Annotated in this window: 17 protein-coding genes; 9 read left to right on the top strand and 8 right to left on the bottom strand. The window is 40.4% G+C overall.

Features of this window, described 5'->3' with window-relative positions; translation table 11 throughout:
* Positions 1 to 80 precede the first annotated feature (80 nt).
* The 5 genes from FTU02_RS00615 (at position 81) to dapC (ending at position 7,191) form a co-directional block, all read left to right on the top strand.
* Positions 81 to 833 carry an AzlC family ABC transporter permease gene (locus tag FTU02_RS00615; protein WP_078194362.1) on the top strand — a complete coding sequence of 251 codons (753 nt, stop codon included), beginning with the start codon at positions 81 to 83 and terminating at the stop codon, positions 831 to 833.
* Positions 830 to 1,177, top strand: coding sequence for an L-valine transporter subunit YgaH (gene ygaH / locus FTU02_RS00610; protein ID WP_078189050.1), 348 nt, complete (start codon positions 830 to 832; stop codon positions 1,175 to 1,177). The genes FTU02_RS00615 and ygaH overlap by 4 nt, the downstream gene beginning before the upstream one ends.
* 909 nt (positions 1,178 to 2,086) lie before the next feature.
* Positions 2,087 to 3,301: a formate-dependent phosphoribosylglycinamide formyltransferase gene (purT, locus tag FTU02_RS00605; RefSeq protein WP_180155273.1), complete on the top strand. Its 1,215-nt coding sequence runs from the start codon at positions 2,087 to 2,089 to the stop codon at positions 3,299 to 3,301.
* 29 nt (positions 3,302 to 3,330) lie between these two features.
* Positions 3,331 to 5,997 (top strand): [protein-PII] uridylyltransferase, encoded by a 2,667-nt coding sequence (gene glnD, locus FTU02_RS00600; protein ID WP_180108278.1) that lies wholly within the window; start codon positions 3,331 to 3,333, stop codon positions 5,995 to 5,997.
* Positions 5,998 to 6,021: 24 nt separating this feature from the next.
* Positions 6,022 to 7,191: a succinyldiaminopimelate transaminase gene (dapC, locus tag FTU02_RS00595; protein WP_180155271.1), complete on the top strand. Its 1,170-nt coding sequence runs from the start codon at positions 6,022 to 6,024 to the stop codon at positions 7,189 to 7,191.
* 366 nt (positions 7,192 to 7,557) lie between these two features.
* Here the strand turns inward: dapC and FTU02_RS00590 are convergent, their stop codons facing one another.
* The 3 genes from FTU02_RS00590 to msrB all read right to left on the bottom strand — a co-directional run bounded on the left by FTU02_RS00590 (position 7,558) and on the right by msrB (position 9,084).
* Positions 7,558 to 7,968: an energy transducer TonB gene (locus tag FTU02_RS00590; RefSeq protein WP_180103207.1), complete on the bottom strand. Its 411-nt coding sequence runs from the start codon at positions 7,966 to 7,968 to the stop codon at positions 7,558 to 7,560.
* A gap of 211 nt (positions 7,969 to 8,179) precedes the next feature.
* On the bottom strand, positions 8,180 to 8,668 hold the full coding sequence (locus tag FTU02_RS00585; RefSeq protein ID WP_078194370.1) for a glutathione peroxidase: 489 nt from the start codon (positions 8,666 to 8,668) through the stop codon (positions 8,180 to 8,182).
* On the bottom strand, positions 8,665 to 9,084 hold the full coding sequence (gene msrB, locus FTU02_RS00580; RefSeq protein ID WP_111885906.1) for a peptide-methionine (R)-S-oxide reductase MsrB: 420 nt from the start codon (positions 9,082 to 9,084) through the stop codon (positions 8,665 to 8,667). Before msrB ends, FTU02_RS00585 begins: the two co-directional genes overlap by 4 nt.
* A gap of 228 nt (positions 9,085 to 9,312) precedes the next feature.
* Here msrB and FTU02_RS00575 point away from each other — a divergent pair, with 228 nt between their 5' ends.
* Positions 9,313 to 10,743 carry a pyridoxal phosphate-dependent aminotransferase gene (locus FTU02_RS00575; protein WP_078189059.1) on the top strand — a complete coding sequence of 477 codons (1,431 nt, stop codon included), beginning with the start codon at positions 9,313 to 9,315 and terminating at the stop codon, positions 10,741 to 10,743.
* Positions 10,744 to 10,974: 231 nt separating this feature from the next.
* A complete protein-coding gene (locus FTU02_RS00570) occupies positions 10,975 to 12,150 on the top strand; it encodes a YbfB/YjiJ family MFS transporter (protein ID WP_180155269.1) in 1,176 nt (391 codons plus the stop codon).
* 301 nt (positions 12,151 to 12,451) lie between these two features.
* On the opposite strand, the gene FTU02_RS00565 is transcribed toward FTU02_RS00570, so the two are convergent.
* Both FTU02_RS00565 and icd read right to left on the bottom strand, forming a co-directional pair.
* Positions 12,452 to 12,640, bottom strand: coding sequence for a hypothetical protein (locus tag FTU02_RS00565; RefSeq protein WP_180155267.1), 189 nt, complete (start codon positions 12,638 to 12,640; stop codon positions 12,452 to 12,454).
* A 418-nt stretch (positions 12,641 to 13,058) separates the two neighbouring features.
* On the bottom strand, positions 13,059 to 14,312 hold the full coding sequence (gene icd, locus FTU02_RS00560; RefSeq protein ID WP_180115314.1) for an NADP-dependent isocitrate dehydrogenase: 1,254 nt from the start codon (positions 14,310 to 14,312) through the stop codon (positions 13,059 to 13,061).
* 377 nt (positions 14,313 to 14,689) lie between these two features.
* On the opposite strand from icd, the gene FTU02_RS00555 reads away from it, so the two are divergent.
* On the top strand, positions 14,690 to 15,901 hold the full coding sequence (locus FTU02_RS00555) for an integrase arm-type DNA-binding domain-containing protein (protein WP_180155265.1): 1,212 nt from the start codon (positions 14,690 to 14,692) through the stop codon (positions 15,899 to 15,901).
* 9 nt (positions 15,902 to 15,910) lie between these two features.
* Positions 15,911 to 16,135 carry a hypothetical protein gene (locus tag FTU02_RS00550; RefSeq protein WP_180155263.1) on the top strand — a complete coding sequence of 75 codons (225 nt, stop codon included), beginning with the start codon at positions 15,911 to 15,913 and terminating at the stop codon, positions 16,133 to 16,135.
* A 143-nt stretch (positions 16,136 to 16,278) separates the two neighbouring features.
* Here FTU02_RS00550 and FTU02_RS00545 read toward each other — a convergent pair whose 3' ends face one another.
* Genes FTU02_RS00545 through FTU02_RS00535 form a run of 3 tightly spaced genes read right to left on the bottom strand, consistent with a single transcriptional unit; the run spans position 16,279 to position 17,403 of the window.
* Entirely contained in the window at positions 16,279 to 16,668 is a 390-nt protein-coding gene (locus FTU02_RS00545; protein ID WP_218956141.1) for a hypothetical protein, read from the bottom strand.
* Positions 16,650 to 17,156 carry a lysozyme gene (locus FTU02_RS00540; RefSeq protein ID WP_180155261.1) on the bottom strand — a complete coding sequence of 169 codons (507 nt, stop codon included), beginning with the start codon at positions 17,154 to 17,156 and terminating at the stop codon, positions 16,650 to 16,652. The genes FTU02_RS00545 and FTU02_RS00540 overlap by 19 nt, the downstream gene beginning before the upstream one ends.
* Positions 17,140 to 17,403, bottom strand: coding sequence for a hypothetical protein (locus FTU02_RS00535; protein WP_111884541.1), 264 nt, complete (start codon positions 17,401 to 17,403; stop codon positions 17,140 to 17,142). Before FTU02_RS00535 ends, FTU02_RS00540 begins: the two co-directional genes overlap by 17 nt.
* Between the last annotated feature and the right edge of the window lie 19 nt (positions 17,404 to 17,422).

Raw genomic sequence — 17,422 nt, 5'->3', positions numbered from 1 at the left:
ATTCGGCAATATGCTAGTGAATTCGAGTACAATACTCAATCATCATTTGACCTGTTGTTCAACTCTTTCAAAGGTGTGTCGTGTCTGAGCACAAACTTCCTACAGTTCAGCCTGCGGGTTTTTGGCAAGGTGCTAAAGATAGTCAAGCCATTATCTTTACCTATCTTCCTGTTTCTTTTGCATTTGGGGTTTCTGCGACTCAATTTGGTTTCACTGCGTGGGAAGCCTTATTCTTATCATGCTCTATGTATGCAGGTGCCAGTCAGTTTCTCGTCGTTGCGTTACTGGGAAGTGGAACATCTATTTGGATGACTGCTCTTACTGTAATTGCCCTCGATATCCGCCATTTACTCTATGGTCCTGCCTTACAAAACCTAATTCAAGATCGACTCAACTTAAAGAAAACTGCAGTTTGGGCTTGGGGTTTAACCGACGAAGTTTTTGCATCAGGCATGATCAAACTGTCGCAACGTCGTCAAGAATGGTCAGAATCTTGGATGTTAGGACTCAGCTTATTTAGTTGGCTGTCATGGGCAACAGGATCATTTTTAGGCGGTTTATTTGCCGATCAAGTCAGCAACCTTCCACAATTTTTACAAGCTGCACTCGACTTCCTACTGCCTGCATTGTTTTTAAGCTTTTTACTCGCAGCATTTGAGAAAAAACATACATTTGTGGTCACGGTTACAATTATTGTTTCTGCGATTGCCTGCTACTTTATCGACTTGTCTGCCGCGATTTTTATCGGTATTTCTTCTGGTATTTTTGCCGGTTTATTCAAACATTATGTCTTAAAAAAACCTGATCCTGAACATATGGGTGAAGCATCATGAATCTAGAAATTATCTTGGTCGGGATCTTGGTCGGAATTGCGAATTTTGCATCAAGGTTTGGGCCATTTTTTGTTATTCAAAAATTTCAGCAAGGTTCACAGCAGCGTGGTTCTTTATGGCTCAAAATCGCTTTGGGCTCGATTGGTATTGCCGCAATTAGTTCGATGTTGGTGGTTGCAACCTTACCGCCTCTGCTTGAAACCCCAAATAAAAGCTTTGCCATGTTAGTTGGATTTGCTGTGCTTGCAGGCTTGTATTTCAAGTTTAAGAAAATTGTCCCTGCTACGCTGACTGCGGCACTGACTTATGGCTTAGTCTATACCTATATACCTTTTCATCTCTAAAGCTGAGTCAGCGACAATCCAAATCCCCCTCAAGTACACGCTTCTTCAGCCTGTGCTTTTTAATTAGCAATATTTATGAGATAGTCAACGCATAACATAAAAAATCTAGCGAAAACCAATAGATGGCAAAGTACCATTTTATTCAAGACAAAATTTATATTCATTCTATACAACCATCTAAATTGAGTTGGGGACTGCATAGGCCCATCGAAAGCGTATATTTTCAATGCTTCATTCAAAGCCAGCTGTTCAGTGGTAATTTCTGCACTGTACATTGCCAACCTGCAGATCTGATCCGCACCATTTATATAGCGAAAAAATCAGCAACAAAAGATTGTAGGCTTATATAACTGCACACAGCAGATTCTGCACTTACATCCACGTCGCCTGATGTTTCCACATATATCGATGCCTCGTCTGTTCAGCAATGTTCTACAGCTGTCGGGTTTTTTATTGATTTTTCTATTGTGTATTTTCAGCCTCAGTTCATGGCTCAATTCATCATTTCACCTTCTGTCGGTGGCTACAGATGCGCTTTATTTCACTGCCGTTTTAGGCTTAATCTTGGCTTAATATTGATTTTATGTATATGCACCGTACCACTGCTCGGATTACTGTACTGGCCCTATTTCCGCCAAACATCTATATAGCTCCGTGCGCTTCAATGTGCAAATTTGAATTTTAAGCCATTCCCTGCATCTGAAAAAAATGCAGGCATATTTAAAGTGAATTTAAATAAAAACAACTAAATATGATTTTTTAATATTTCCCACAAATAAATAATTACACGAACGCTTACCCATAAAGATATAAAAAAAATTGTTGGACAATATCATTTATTTATGTGAACACTCGCTTATCTCTCGAACAAGTTCTGCTATGCTTAAATTCCCATAAAATCAAGCATGGATGATTTACATGAGCGTCACTATTGGTACTCCACTTCAGTCTTCAGCGTATAAAGTCTTACTGTTAGGTTCTGGTGAACTCGGTAAAGAAGTTGTGATTTCATTGCAACGTTTGGGTGTAGAAGTTCATGCTGCCGATCGTTATGACCATGCTCCTGCCATGCAAGTTGCACATTTTTCTCATACTTTAAATATGGCAGATCCTCAGGCACTTAAAGCCTTAATTGCTCAAGTTAAGCCTCATTTGATTGTCCCTGAAATTGAAGCCATTGCGACTCAAGTTTTGGTCGAGATTGAAGAACAAAATATCGCAACAGTAATCCCATCAGCAAAAGCTGTAAACCTGACGATGAACCGTGAAGGGATTCGCCGTCTAGCTGCCGAAGAGCTTGGACTCCCAACTTCAGCCTACCGATTTGCCAATACCCTTGAAGCGTTCCGTGCTGCATGCGATGACATTGGCTATCCAAATTTTGTTAAGCCTGTCATGTCGTCTTCGGGTAAAGGACAGTCACGTGTAAAAAGCTTTGATGAAGTCGATGCTGCTTGGGAATATGCACAAACAGGTGGACGTGTAAATCAAGGTACAGTGATCGTAGAATCACAAATTGACTTTGACTTTGAAATCACCCTGCTGACTGTTCGTGCTAAAAATGCAGAAACAGGTGAAATTGAAACATCATTTTGCGACCCGATTGGCCACCGCCAAGACGCTGGTGACTATGTAGAAAGTTGGCAGCCACAAATCATGACTGCTCTTGCTTTAGAGGAAGCCAAGCGTATTGCCAATAAAGTAACCATTGCATTAGGTGGATGTGGCATTTTTGGGGTGGAACTGTTTGTCAAAGGCGATAAAGTATGGTTTAGTGAGGTATCACCTCGTCCACACGATACAGGCCTTGTCACTCTTGCATCGCAATTCCAAAGCGAATTCGAACTGCATGCACGTGCCATTCTTGGTCTGCCTGTGAATACTGCTCGACACAGTACTGCTGCGAGCGCAGTCATCTATGCAGGCGTGGATGATACCAATTTATCATTTACTGGCTTAAATCTTGCTTTGGCTAATCCAGACACCGATTTACGCCTCTTTGGTAAACCAGAAGGCTTTAAACGTCGCCGTATGGGCGTAGCAACAGCACGCGCTGAAACCACAGATCACGCGCGTGAACTTGCTCAACATGCTGTACAACAAGTCAGTGTTCAACAAAACTAAGTTTGTAACACCTTAACGGACCACTGTTCATGATCAATACGCTTCCTCTGCTGAATTACATTAAAAGTAACCACGACATTCAGGCGATTAACCAATGGCGCTCAGATGTTGAAAATCAGCTACAGGAATGCTTTGAAAATGGACAGTCGATTCGTGATGTGATTTTGGCTCGATCGAATCTAATCGATGAAGCTTTAAAGTTCTTATGGACACATGCTGAACTTGACCAAACCGATCTCGGTTTGTTTGCTGTAGGTGGCTATGGTCGCCGTGAAATGCTGCCATACTCCGACGTCGACATCATGATTTTGTCTGAAGATGAAATCAGCCCAGAACAAGAAAAACTCATCTCCAGCTTTATTTCAACTCTTTGGGATGTTGGTAATTTCAAACCGGGCATCAGTGTACGTACTATTAACGATTGTGTTGCTCAAGCCACCAATGATTTAACCGTGGCAACAGCGCTGATCGAAGCACGTTTGATTGTGGGCAATGAACACCTAGCTAAATGGCCACGCCGTATCGTGTCACAGACATGGACGGATAAAACCTTCTATGATGCCAAAATGCAAGAGCAAGCCAAACGCTATGCTCAACATAACAATACCGAAAGCAACTTAGAACCTGATATTAAAAATGCGCCCGGTGGTATCCGCGATATCAACCAAATCGGATGGATTGCTAAGCGTCATTTCCGTGTCAATCGCATCTATGACCTTGTACATTTGGGTTTTATTTCAGAGTTTGAACTTGGCGTTCTTGAAGAAACAGAAAGCTTTCTCTGGGAAATCCGCCATCATTTACATCGCTTAACCAAGCGCGACGAAAACCGCTTACTGTTTGATTATCAACGTGACATTGCTGCTAAATTTGGTTATCAACGCGAAGAAGGTAAATCACCGAATTATCCAATCGAACAGTTCATGAAACGTTACTACCGTAGCGCTCAGCAAGTGACGACTTTGAATGAAATGCTTTTGGCTTATTTTAATGAGTCGGTCATTACGCCACGTTTGCCTGACTATGAACGTAAGATTGAAGAAATCAATGCCAACTTCAAATTAGTTGATGGCAAATTGGCGGTGCAGCATCATAAAATTTTCTCTGAAAATCCAAGTGCTATTTTAGAAATTTTCTACCTCTTGGCGAATCGTCCAGAAATTGAAGGGATTCGTGCCCGAACTTTACGTCTATTGTCTCTTGCGGCAAAACGTATTGATCAAAACTTCCGTGACAATCCTGCACATCAAGCCTTATTTATGGCGATCATTCGCTCACCCTACCGTTTATACGACACCATGGTGGCGATGAAACGTTATGGCGTGCTCGGCAACTATATTCCTGCCTTTGGGCAAATCATGGGACTCATGCAATACGACTTGTTCCATATTTATACTGTCGATGCCCACACCCTCTTATTACTACGTAATTTAAACCGTTTTAAAGAGCCTGAATTTGCTAAAGACTTCCCTGTCGTTAGCTCCGTATTCCAACGACTGGCGCGCCGTGACATTGTTTATTTAGCGGCAATTTTCCATGATATCGCCAAGGGTCGCGGCGGTGACCACAGTGAACTTGGTGCAGCGGATGCAATTGATTTCTGCCGTACCCATGGGTTTACTGAACGTGAATGCAACCTTGTCGCATGGTTGATTCAAAACCATCTATTGATGTCCGTTACTTCTCAGAAAAAAGACATTTCCGATCCAGATGTGGTGAAAGAATTTGCTGAGAAAATGGGCGATATGGAGCATCTCGACTATCTCTATACCTTGACAGTTGCCGATATTAACGCAACCAATCCGACGCTTTGGAATACATGGCGTGCATCCCTCATGCGCCAACTGTATACACAAGCGCGTGATGTGATTCGTTCTGGTTTGGGTCGTCCTGTAGATTATCCAATGCTGATCGAAGACACTAAATTTGCGGCCAGTGAACTATTAGTCAACGATTTTTCGCTCTACGATGTAGAAACTGTTTGGCAAGAACTCGGTGATGAATATTTCCTAAAAGAATCTGCCGATGAAATCGCATGGCATACGCGCGCCATTTTAAAACATGGCAATAATGCAGAACCATTGGTGATGATGCGAGCACATCGTAAATTTGCACAAGATGCGGTACAGATCTTTATTTACACACAAGATCAGCCTAACTTGTTTGCAACAACAGTGGCAATTCTGGACAGAATGAATCTAGACGTTCAGGATGCCCGTATTATCACTGCATCCACTGCATTTAGTTTGGACACTTATGTTGTACTTGACCGTTTTGGCACCTTATTGACAGATCCAGAGCGTGAGCAAACCGTTATTGAAGCGCTCAAAAAAGCCTTAAGCCAATCTGACAAATACCCAGGCCTAATGCAGCGTCGTATTCCACGTCAACTGCGTCATTTTGATATTGAAAATACCGTGAGTATTTCTTTTAATGAAGCACTTCAACAAAATATGGTTGAAATTGCGACACTTGACCATCCAGGCTTACTTGCTAAAGTCGGTGGTTTATTTATGATGCAAGGCCTAGATATTCACTCTGCGAAAATTGCGACGCTCGGTGAACGTGCTGAAGATATTTTCTATGTCACTAAAAAAGATGGCTCACCTATGAGTGATTCAGAAGCGGAAACGTTTGCTGCACAGTTAAAGTCAGCACTCGATGAAGCTTCGAATCAGGTTTGTAGTCATCATTAACTTAAATTGATCGGTATCCATTCCATGAACTCCAGTTTGTCATTATTGCACCCTTATCCATTTGAAAAGCTAAATAAGCTATTTCAGGATGTGAAACCCGCAGATTTGCCTTTGATTCCCCTTTCAATTGGTGAGCCAAAGCATCCTGCACCGGAGTTTGTGAAACAGGCCATTATTGATAATTTTCAGCACTTATCCACTTACCCAAACAGCAAGGGTTTACCTGAGCTTCGCACAAGTATTGCAAATTGGTTAACCCGTCGCTTTAAACTGAATAGCATCAGTGCAGATACCAACGTCCTGCCTGTGTCAGGTACGCGTGAAGCGATCTTCTCGTTTGTACAAGCTTTGGTTAAACGTGAAGATGCCCCTTATGTGGTGATGCCAAATCCGTTCTACCAAATCTATGAAGGCGCAACTTTACTTGCGGGTGCAGAACCTTACTTCATCAACTGTACAGATGAAAATAACTACCTTGGCGACTTTGACGCTGTGCCAGCTGAAGTTTGGGAAAAAACCGCTTTATTGTTTGTCTGCACACCGGGTAATCCTACAGGTGCGGTGCTCTCTAAAGAACAGTTTAAAAAACTGATCGCTCTGTCTGACCAATATAATTTTGTGATTGCATCTGATGAATGCTACTCAGAGCTTTGGTTTGATGAAGCACCCATTGGTCTACTTGAAGTTTGTGCTGAATTGGGCCGTGATGACTATAAAAACTGCGTGGTATTCCACTCATTGTCTAAGCGCTCTAACTTACCGGGTATGCGTTCTGGCTTTGTGGCAGGTGACGAGGCACTTTTAAAACCTTATTTACAATACCGTACTTATCATGGCGCTGCGATGCCTGTTCAACACCAGTTGGCTTCAATTGCAGCTTGGGATGACGAAGCACACGTCGAAGAAAACCGCGTCCAGTACCGTGCAAAATTTGAATTATTCCAACGCGAACTGGGTCACCTACTACCATTACAAAAACCTGATGCAGGGTTCTACTACTGGTTAAAAGTGGATAATGATGAAACTTTTGCCAAAATGCTGATGGAAAAAGCACACGTTAAAGTGCTTCCAGGCCGTTATTTATCACGTGATACAGCACAAGGGAATCCGGGTGAAAACCATGTCCGTTTAGCCCTGGTTGCCGATATTGCCCAATGTGAAGAAGTGATTCGTCGCTTAAAAGCAGTCCTTTAATTGATTTAAAGCGTTCTGCTTAAAACAAAAAATGCCCCAAATTTGGGGCATTTTTATTTGAGTCATTTCTTAACAATCATTCAGAGCTAATCATCTAGCAATAATTATTTATAAACAATCATTAAGAAATCATTGAACACTATTAGAAATCAAATGTTGCACTCAATTTAAATGTTCGAGGTTCTCTCACTGTTAAACGCTGTATGAAAAATAAGTATGGTCATAACGAATTGTTGTAAAGCGAAAAGATAAACAGCCACCTGAATGGTTTTAGCTAGTTGCAAAATAATATCTTTCATTATCAATTAGATGCACCAGTAATAACAGATCACTTATGGAACTTAAAATTTGCCTTATGCTATATGCTTATTGAGGTGGATGAAGAGTAAATTCATGTTCAACGGTATAACTGAGATTTTTATCAACCATCGGAATAGGTTCAAGTCGTGCAACTAATAAGGATTTTTGTACTTTTTGATCAAAGTTTTTAGAGCCTGAACTTGCAATGAGTTTTGAGCCACCAATATAGCCTGTTGCAGCAATCACAGTGAGCTGTAGTTTGACAGGTTGCTTATATGTTTTCATCTCAGACGCAGACAGCACATATTGCGGTGCATTTACCCAAGAGACTTCATACATTTTCGGTTTTACATGTGGATCAATTACATCTGCAACACGCGTAGGTTGGTATTCTTTTATAGGTGTTTTTAATATTTGCAATAATGCGTTGACCCGAGCATCTGTAGTAAGGTCTAGATTGCTTGCAACAACAGACATTTTTGTAGGTTCAGATGCACTTGGATTGCTATCTGCCCAAGCTATCTCCACACATACAAGTAAAAAAAACGTTAAAACACAAATTCGACGTTTAACCATCTGCTTAAACAATGTTATGACCTTCAAATAAAGAGACTTCAGTATAAAACATCCAAAAAATAAAGACGCTTCCGCGCCTTTATATCAACCTCAGTTCCGCCAATAATTCACTTCATTTTGACTGAGCCAAAGCTTTTTCAATATCTTCATTCAATGTTTCAGGCTTGGTCGTGGGTGCATAGCGGTTTAAGACCTGACCATTTTTTCCAATTAAAAACTTCGTAAAATTCCACTTAATGCCATTTCCCAATACGCCTTTCGAGTTATTGGTTAAATAACGGAAAATCACATGCGCTTCTGGGCCTTTTACATTCACTTTGGCAAACATCGGGAAAGATACGCCATAGTTTTTTTGACAAAACGCGCCAATTTGATCATTCGAACCCGGATCTTGTCCGCCAAATTGGTTGCATGGAAAACCTAAAACCTCAAAACCTTGATCTTTATATTGTTCGTAAATTTTCTCCAAACCAGCAAATTGAGGAGTAAACCCACATTTACTAGCGGTATTTACAATTAATAAAACCTTGCCTTCATAATCTGCAAAGGATTTATTACTTCCGTCCAGTAATTCTGCTTCAAACTGGTGAATGGTGGTCATGGATAAGTTTCCTCATCATTTTTTTGTTTTGTTTCTAATTCTAAGGATGCCGAATTAATACAATAACGTAATCCAGTCGGCTGTGGGCCATCAGTAAAAACATGCCCTAAATGTGCGTCACAATGATGACAAACAATTTCTGTTCTGACCATACCGTGTGTCGTATCTACATTTTCTTCTACTGCAGCAGGTTCAATCGGCTTATAAAAGCTCGGCCAACCACAACCGCTATCGTATTTTGTTTCAGAAGAAAAAAGCGGTTCCCCGCAACAACGACATACATACGTGCCAGCTTGTTTCGTATTCCAATATTTTCCAGTGAAAGCTTGCTCCGTGCCTTTCTGACGCGTTATGCGAAACTCTTCTGGCGACAATTCTCTTTGCCATTCTCTTTCTGTTTTATTGAGTTTTCCCATGATGACGTCCCTTTATATCGTGGTATTTAAAATAGGATAATCCTATATTTACGTCATTCAATCTTAAATTTCTAGTCTTTATTCAACAATTTACAAAATCTATATAATGACCAAAAAAGCAAAAAGTAAGCAAATATAAAATCATGGTAAGCAAAATACAAAATTAAATGCTTTTTTGTGAGCAACTTTAGTGATAATCTTAGCGCTACTCTTGCTCAGGATTAAAAAATGTCGCAGAAAAAGAGCGTAATTTTTAAAAATCTGCTGCCCGTGATCAAACAATATCAACAGGCAGGGTTTACGCATGAAAAAATAGTTGCTTTACTCAGAGACGAACATCATCTCGATTTAGTAACGACCGAGACATTTAAAAGCTATTTATACCGTTATGCAAAAGTGACCTCCACTCTTTCCGAGAATATAAAAATGCCGAATACGTTTAACACCCCACGCGAAATTAAGAAATCGTCTAAGCTCGAGCATGTTTGCTACGACATTCGCGGACCAGTGTTACGAGCGGCCAATGAGATGGAAGAGGCAGGCCATAAAATTATTAAATTAAATATCGGCAACCCTGCTCCTTTTGGTTTTGAAGCGCCTCAAGAAATTATTAACGACGTGGCACTGAACCTGCCCAATGCAATTGGTTATACCGACTCAAAAGGCATTTTCCCTGCGCGTAAAGCGATTTGTCAGTACTACCAGCAAAAAGGCATCTTAAACATGCACGTGAATGACGTGTATGTCGGCAATGGCGTATCTGAACTGATCGTGATGGCGATGCAAGGCTTGCTCGACGATGGCGATGAAATGCTGGTGCCAATGCCGGATTATCCGCTTTGGACTGCAGCAGTTAACCTTTCTGGCGGTACAGCCATTCACTATAAATGTGATGAAGAAAATTTCTGGTATCCAGATATTGCCGACATGGAAAGTAAAATCACCCCGAATACTCGCGGTATCGTGGTGATCAACCCGAACAACCCAACAGGTGCGGTTTACCCACGTCATGTGCTTGAGCAAATTGTAGCTCTTGCGAAGAAATACGACTTAATTTTGTTTGCTGATGAAATTTACGACAAGATCGTTTATGACGGTATTGAACATGTTTCTGTTGCGTCATTGGCAGGTGATCAGTTGTGTATTTCTTTCAATGGCTTATCTAAAGCATATCGAATTGCAGGTTACCGTTCAGGCTGGATGGCAATTACAGGCGATAAATCACGCGCGCTCGACTACATTGAAGGTTTAGACATGTTGGCGTCGATGCGTCTATGTGCCAACCACCAAGCGCAATATGCGATTCAAACAGCTTTAGGCGGTTATCAATCGATTAATGATCTCATCCGTCCGGGCGGTCGTTTATATGAACAACGTAACATTGCTTGGGAAATGTTGAATGATATTCCGGGTGTATCTTGTGTGAAACCAGAGGGTGCTATGTACTGCTTCCCTAAATTGGATCCTGAAATTTACCCAATTCAAGACGATGAGAAATTCATGCTAGATTTCCTCCGTGCTGAAAAAGTACTGTTGGTTCAAGGTACGGGTTTTAACTGGCCAACACCTGATCATTTCCGTGTGGTGTTCTTGCCTGCTGAAAATGAACTACGTGAAGCACTCACTCGTTTAGGTCGTTTCTTGGCGAAAATGCGTTAATTCATAAGTGCTTTAAAAATAAAAAACCGTACGCCATGTACGGTTTTTTTATTACTGTATCTTTAAATTTGATTTCTTACTGTACGCACACCACAGCTATTTTTTTGAATAGTTAAATTTTTAAGAATTAATTTTTAGCTTAGACCTTAGTCAAAACTTTAAGATCTGTTGATTTTTCTACAGCATATTCATGTTATTTTTTAACCAATCATAAAAATACATGAGTACAGGATGTTCTCAAACAAAATTAAACTGAGCTTATTTCTCTGTCTAAGTATGTGCCTTGGCATCGGGATCTTACGTTTTTCCTATACCGCACTACTCCCTTCAACCCGTGAAGCATTTGGTTGGAGCCCAAGTTTTGCCAGCATCTTAGGCAGTGCCAATTTGCTCGGCTACTTGATCGGTGCATTTTGGGCCATGAAATTACCCCAAAATAAAAGCATGGTGAATTATATCCAACTCGCAGCTATTGCAGGGACACTCAGTTTACTCAGTTGTGCATTTTCAGGTTTTTCAGAACTTTGGTATAGCACTTGGCGCGTTATTTCAGGGATCAGCGGCGGCTTACTAATGATCCTCTCCCCAAGTGTCGTGGCCCAATGTTCACAGCTTCAAGACCGCTTTAAAATCAACTTTATTGGTTTCAGTGGGATTGGCTTAGGGGTGTTAATGGCAACGCTATTTTTGCCTTACATCCAAGATATTTCGACAATGTGGGCTTGGTTGATTTTGTTTTCTTTTTCAAGCCTGATTTGTATGTTACTCAGCGTGCTTTTGAAGAGTTTTAAATTACAGCTCACAACACTCACCGCGATTCCTGCAGTAGAACATAAAGTCGATGGAATTTTCTATTGTCTCTTAATTGTGTATAGCACCAGTGCATTTGCTTACGTGCCCCATTCATTATTTTGGATTGACTATTTAACTCACACCCTACACCTGAGCCCGATCGGGATCAATTTCAATTGGATTTTATATGGTCTAGGAAGTGCTTTAGGAGCCTTTGCTGCTTACTGCTTGGCACAAAAACTGGGAAATATTAGTGCTCTTAAAATATTATATAGCAGCTATGTCTTGGCGATTTTTATAGCAATTATTAATATCCATCCACTTTTTACTTTTTTATCTTCTTTTGCTACAGGCTTGCTCAATCCGGCAGTGGTTTTTCTCACCTCTTATACCATTCTGCAAATCTATGGTAGCGCCTATAAAAAGCTCTGGAGTATTGCAACCCTGTGCTTTGCATCTATTCAATTAATCGGTGGTATAAGCTTTAGTTTTTTACAGCGAATTGGTATTGATTATTCACAGCAATTTATTTTGGCCGCATGCGTACTCTGCATTGGAACAATGCAACTCTATTGGTTCACTCGAACAGCAAAATTAAGTAAGCATCTCGTCTAGGTAGATCACAAGACATTCAACTACATCACCAATCATGTATATAAAGAAAAGACCTATTTAAATAGGTCTTTTCTTTTTGATAAATCGTGAATGGACTAAGCTTTTTTCAGCTTTTTCTTTAACTTTTTCAAAGCAGAATTATGCTTTGAAATTTTGTTCAACCTCGCTTTAATTTCCTTTTTAAGTGATTTGGTTTTCTTAGACAAATTCATCTCCTTCTCGTCTACGTATAAAACTTAAATTTCGATCAATTAACAACCATTCGGCCAAATGAACTTTGATTCACAAAGTATTTCGCCTATTAACGATGTTGTTGACGCTGATTTCGTTGATGCGGCTGTTGTTTCTTTTGGTCTTGTTGCTGTTGCTGTTGCTGTTGCTGTTGCTGTTGCTGTTGCTGTTGCTGTTGCTGTTGCTGTTGCTGTTGCTGATCATTTTGCTGCTGTTGGTGATCAGATTGTTGGTTTTGTTGATGCTGTTTACGAGACATTTCATTTCTCCTTTTCATCACAAATATCGCAATGTACTGCTGCTAGGTGTACTTCTACTAAAGGACAACAACCAATGTACCGCTAATTTTTAAGGATCCAACCCGATAAATGTTTCGAATTACGTCATTGTAATATCTCAGGCGAATAATTATTTTGAAATCAATCTCCCTCTATTTTCTGCATTACCTAAGTTCACTCGAATAGTGTGGTTTTAAACTTTTAGTAACATGACAAGCATGCCAGACCATCTGATTGATTGCGTGAAGTCATCTTTTGATTGCTGTTTTTTGAATGGTATTGATAAGCTATGATTCTGTGTTTTTAATTATTCCCCATAAAAAAGACTGAATCATTCAGTCCTTTTTACCTAGCCTTTTTATACATCTAGCTTTTTTACACCTAGATTAGCAAATAAACTTAGTCCATATGCTCAATGATGACTTGTCCAAACTCCGAACAACGCAAGAGTTTTGCACCTTGCATGAGTCGTTCAAAATCATAGGTCACTGTTTTGGCTTCAATCGCCCCCGCAATACCTTTAATAATTAGATCTGCCGCTTCAGTCCAGCCCATATTTCGCAGCATCATTTCTGCAGACAGAATAATAGACCCAGGGTTTACTTTGTCTTGACCCGCATATTTAGGCGCTGTGCCATGTGTCGCTTCATATACTTGCACAGCGCCACCAATATTGGCACCCGGTGCAATACCAATACCGCCAACTTCGGCCGCCAAAGCATCTGAAATATAATCACCGTTTAAATTTAGAGTAGCAATGACTGAATAATCGGTCGGACGCATGAGAATTTGTTGTAAAAAAGCGTCTGCAATCGCATCTTTAATCACGATCTCTTTGCCAGTTTTCGGATTTTTTATTTTGACCCAAGGACCTCCATCTAGCAATTCACCACCAAAGCGCTCAAGTGCGACTTCATAACCCCACTCTTTAAACGCACCTTCGGTATATTTCATGATATTGCCTTTATGCACCAAGGTGACATTCGGCTTATCATTATCAATGGCGAATTGAATAGCTTTCCGAACCAAACGCTGAGAACCTTCTTTAGATACAGGCTTAATACCGATACCGCAATTTTCCTCAAAACGAATCTTAGTAACACCCATTTCCTCTTTAAGAAATTTGATCATTTTCTTGGCTTCAGGCGAATCTGCTTTCCATTCAATCCCTGCGTAGATATCTTCTGAATTCTCTCTGAAGATCACCATGTCTGTACGTTCAGGATGCTGAACGGGTGAAGGAACGCCCTTAAACCAACGTACAGGACGCACACAGACGTAGAGGTCTAATTCTTGACGTAATGCAACATTAAGCGAACGAATACCGCCACCGACAGGCGTCGTTAACGGCCCTTTAATTGAAACCACAAATTCGCGTAAAGCCTCAAAGGTTTCTTCGGGCATATAGGTGCCATAAATTTTATTGGCTTTTTCACCACAATAGACTTCCATCCATTCTATGGCACGTTTTCCACCATAAGCTTTTTGTACTGCGGCATTCACCACGGTTTTCATCACTGGAGTGATATCAACACCAATACCATCGCCTTCAATAAATGGAATAATTGGATTATTGGGAACATTGAATGATAAGTCTGAATTTACTGTAATTTTTGTCCCATCCACTGGAACGACGATCTTCTGATAACCCATTTTTATGATCCTCCCTGAGAAGCGAGTGAAAAATAATTGCTGTTTGATAAGACTTTTAATTGCGCTTCACGCATAATACTCTAAAGCAAATCTACCTTTTTTGAGATTTAGATGGGAAATAGCTGCATTTCCCTATTGAATAAATCTTAACCAATTTGAATTATTGTATTTAATAGAAGTTATTTCCTATGAAAATCGTCATCTTAAACAATTCTGATAATAATAATTCGCTATAATCCTTTATAGTTCGCCACATCTGCCATTAAGCCTTAAATTAGAATAATTAAAGTTCGCTACAGTTCGATAAATTCCATTTTAATTCGCATCAAAAACGGGTATCTTGGCGGGTAACATTAAAATTACCCGTGTTACCCGTCATGCTTTCAGATGCAAAAGTAAAAACACTTAAACCTAAAGATAAGTCTTATCGCATTTTAGATGCTGAGCGGCTTTATATAGAGGTTCGCCCTACTGGTACGAAGATATGGCGCTTCAAATACACACTGAATGGTAAAGAAGGAACTATTAGTTTTGGTGAATATCCTGCTGTAACCCTGCAGGAAGCGAGGAAACTAAAAGATGATGCACGTGCAAAATTAGCTAAAGGATTAAATCCATCACAAGAAAAGAAGAAAGAAAAATTAGAAAAAAGAATTAAAGCCAGCAATACATTCAAGGCTATAGCTGAAGAATATGCAGCTGAGCAAATGAAATACAAATCCCCTGATTATGTTGAGCGATTCAAAAATTGCATGCAGATGGATGTGTATAAAGAAATTGGCTCATTACCAATTAAAGACATTACATCTGCTCACATATTATCTGTGATGAAAAACACCATAAGTCGCATCAGTGCATCCCCTAAATTCGGAACAGGTGAAGCAGCAGCAAACTTAAATCGTAGATTTATCGGCCTAGTCATGCGTTATGCAATTATCACATCTCGATTGGATAATGATCCTACATACGCATTAAGAAGTGTGGTATCTCAGCCGGCAGTCGAGCATGCAAGAGCGCTTGATCCCCAGGAAAGAAAAGAACTGCGTAGAAAAATTGATAGCTATAACGGCTCTACAGTTGTCAGAAATGCCGGCTTAGCAATGCTTTATTCAATGTTGCGGACGGTGGAGATAAGGAGGTTGGAATGGTCATACATTGATTTTGAATCCAAGACTATTACGCTTCCCCGATCATCAAGACAAACGCAACAAGATCGTGTTATGAAGAAAAATAGGACTCATATCGTCCCAATTTCGTCACAGCTTTTTGATTTGCTTCAGCAACAGTACGCATTATCGGGAGATCAAATTTATGTTTTCCCTTCACCTCAACGTCGTAATAATATGTTGTCTAGGACTACACTAAATAGAATGCTTGAATACATGGGTATGTCAGCAGTTACTGCTCATGATTTTCGTGCAACTGCTTCAACAGCTTTGTATGAAAAAGGCTATAAAGAAGACTGGATTGAGCTCCAGTTAGCCCATGTAAGCGGCAATAAAACTAAAGCCTCATACAATCATGCTAAACATCTAAATGAGCGTAGGAAAATGATGCAAGATTGGGCTGATATGGTTGATAGCTGGTGAGGTGAATCTATGATTGTTATGAAGAAAAATAAAAAGTATCTCTCCTATGTAAAACAAGAAGATGAGTTGGATTATTGGGAGTTATCAGAAGTGAATTTTGTAGATCAATCTGGTTGGTGCTGGACCAGCGATTATGAGAAAGCCAAGTATTTTATGAGCGTTCGGGATGCTGATATTTTTCTAGCTAAGAAGAAAGGTGAATTTTGGGAAGGTGTGGAGATAGTTAATGAGTGATTTAAAGAAGCCCTCCTTTGAGGGCTTTTACAATTGCACCATGTCGCGCTTTGCAATCATTATATTTTGCTACCGTATCAATTGACCAAAGCATTAAATCTTTACCCTGCCCCGACTCCAATTGCAGTAAATCCGCACAAGGCTCAAGGAGGTTTGCTGGCACCACTGGCGATAAGTGAGTTGAGTTGCTGCACGCCGTCGTCATCAAAGCAGTCATTGCGATAAACAGGCCGCTCAATAATTTTTTGAACTTCACGTGTGATTGTTTCTGTTTTAATGCGCTGTTCTGATTTAAGTGTTTCATAGTCTGCACTTACCTGATTAATTAGATTTTGTTTTTCAGCCAAAGCTTTTAGATGCTTCTGCTCAATTTCTTGGATTTTTGCACTACACTGCTCCTCCGCCTTGCGCAGCTTCCCAGACAAGTGATTGGTATAAGCAATTTGCCCTATGTATAAAAAAGAAAAGACCGCAATTGCGATCCATGTTTTATATTTCCAAAGTAATAATGGCACTATTGCGCTCCTATGCATTTTTGATGACGTTCAAGTTGTCGAGTCCAAACGCCATAGCAATTGTTTGAACGCACTGAACAATCACGTTTTGCTACATATTTCCATTTCAGCAATGAATCGCAAGCGGCCTTGTACTGCCCAGCCTTCAGGTTGCGTAGCATTGAAGATGAGCGCCAGTTGGCTTGACCGAAGTTGTATGAAAAATCTAAAAATGTGTCGTACTCTACTTGAGATAGTTTCACACCTTCAAGCGACTTTCGAAATATAACCTCATCTTTAGACACGTGCGCTTTTGCCCATTCTTGAGCGGTCTTGCGCGTGATTGGCGGATCAGTCATTTTGATTGGCTTACCATCTGGTTTGGTTGTAGATCCAATGCCCTGTGTTACAACCCCACCGCTATCTTTATACGGCTTTGCTGAAAAACCTTCATGCTTTTCCAAACCCACAAAAAAAGCAGCCGAAGCTGCTAATCCATACGTCCAATATTTAGTCTTGTTTGACATTGCATTGCCCTCGCAATTTCGCAATTTTTAGTTCATGTTCTTCCTGCTCACGTTGATCTTTGCGCTTTTGAAATTGCTTATTTGATAAGTAGTTTGCAAAACTGATCGCAAGACCAGCCAAGCCGATAATGACACCGACTAAAAAACCCCAATCCCACGTTGCAAGCCAACTTACAACAGTTAGCCCTGCACCTGCGCCTGTTGCTACTGGTCCAGATGCATCTACAATTTGTGTCGTATTCGACATTGTGCCCCCCCTAATTTTT

The sequence above is a fragment of the Acinetobacter sp. YH12045 genome, from assembly GCF_013419925.1.
Lineage (GTDB): Bacteria > Pseudomonadota > Gammaproteobacteria > Pseudomonadales > Moraxellaceae > Acinetobacter > Acinetobacter amyesii.
The sequence above is the reverse complement of the archived record's forward strand: the minus strand, read 5'-3'. Positions and strand labels throughout refer to the sequence as shown.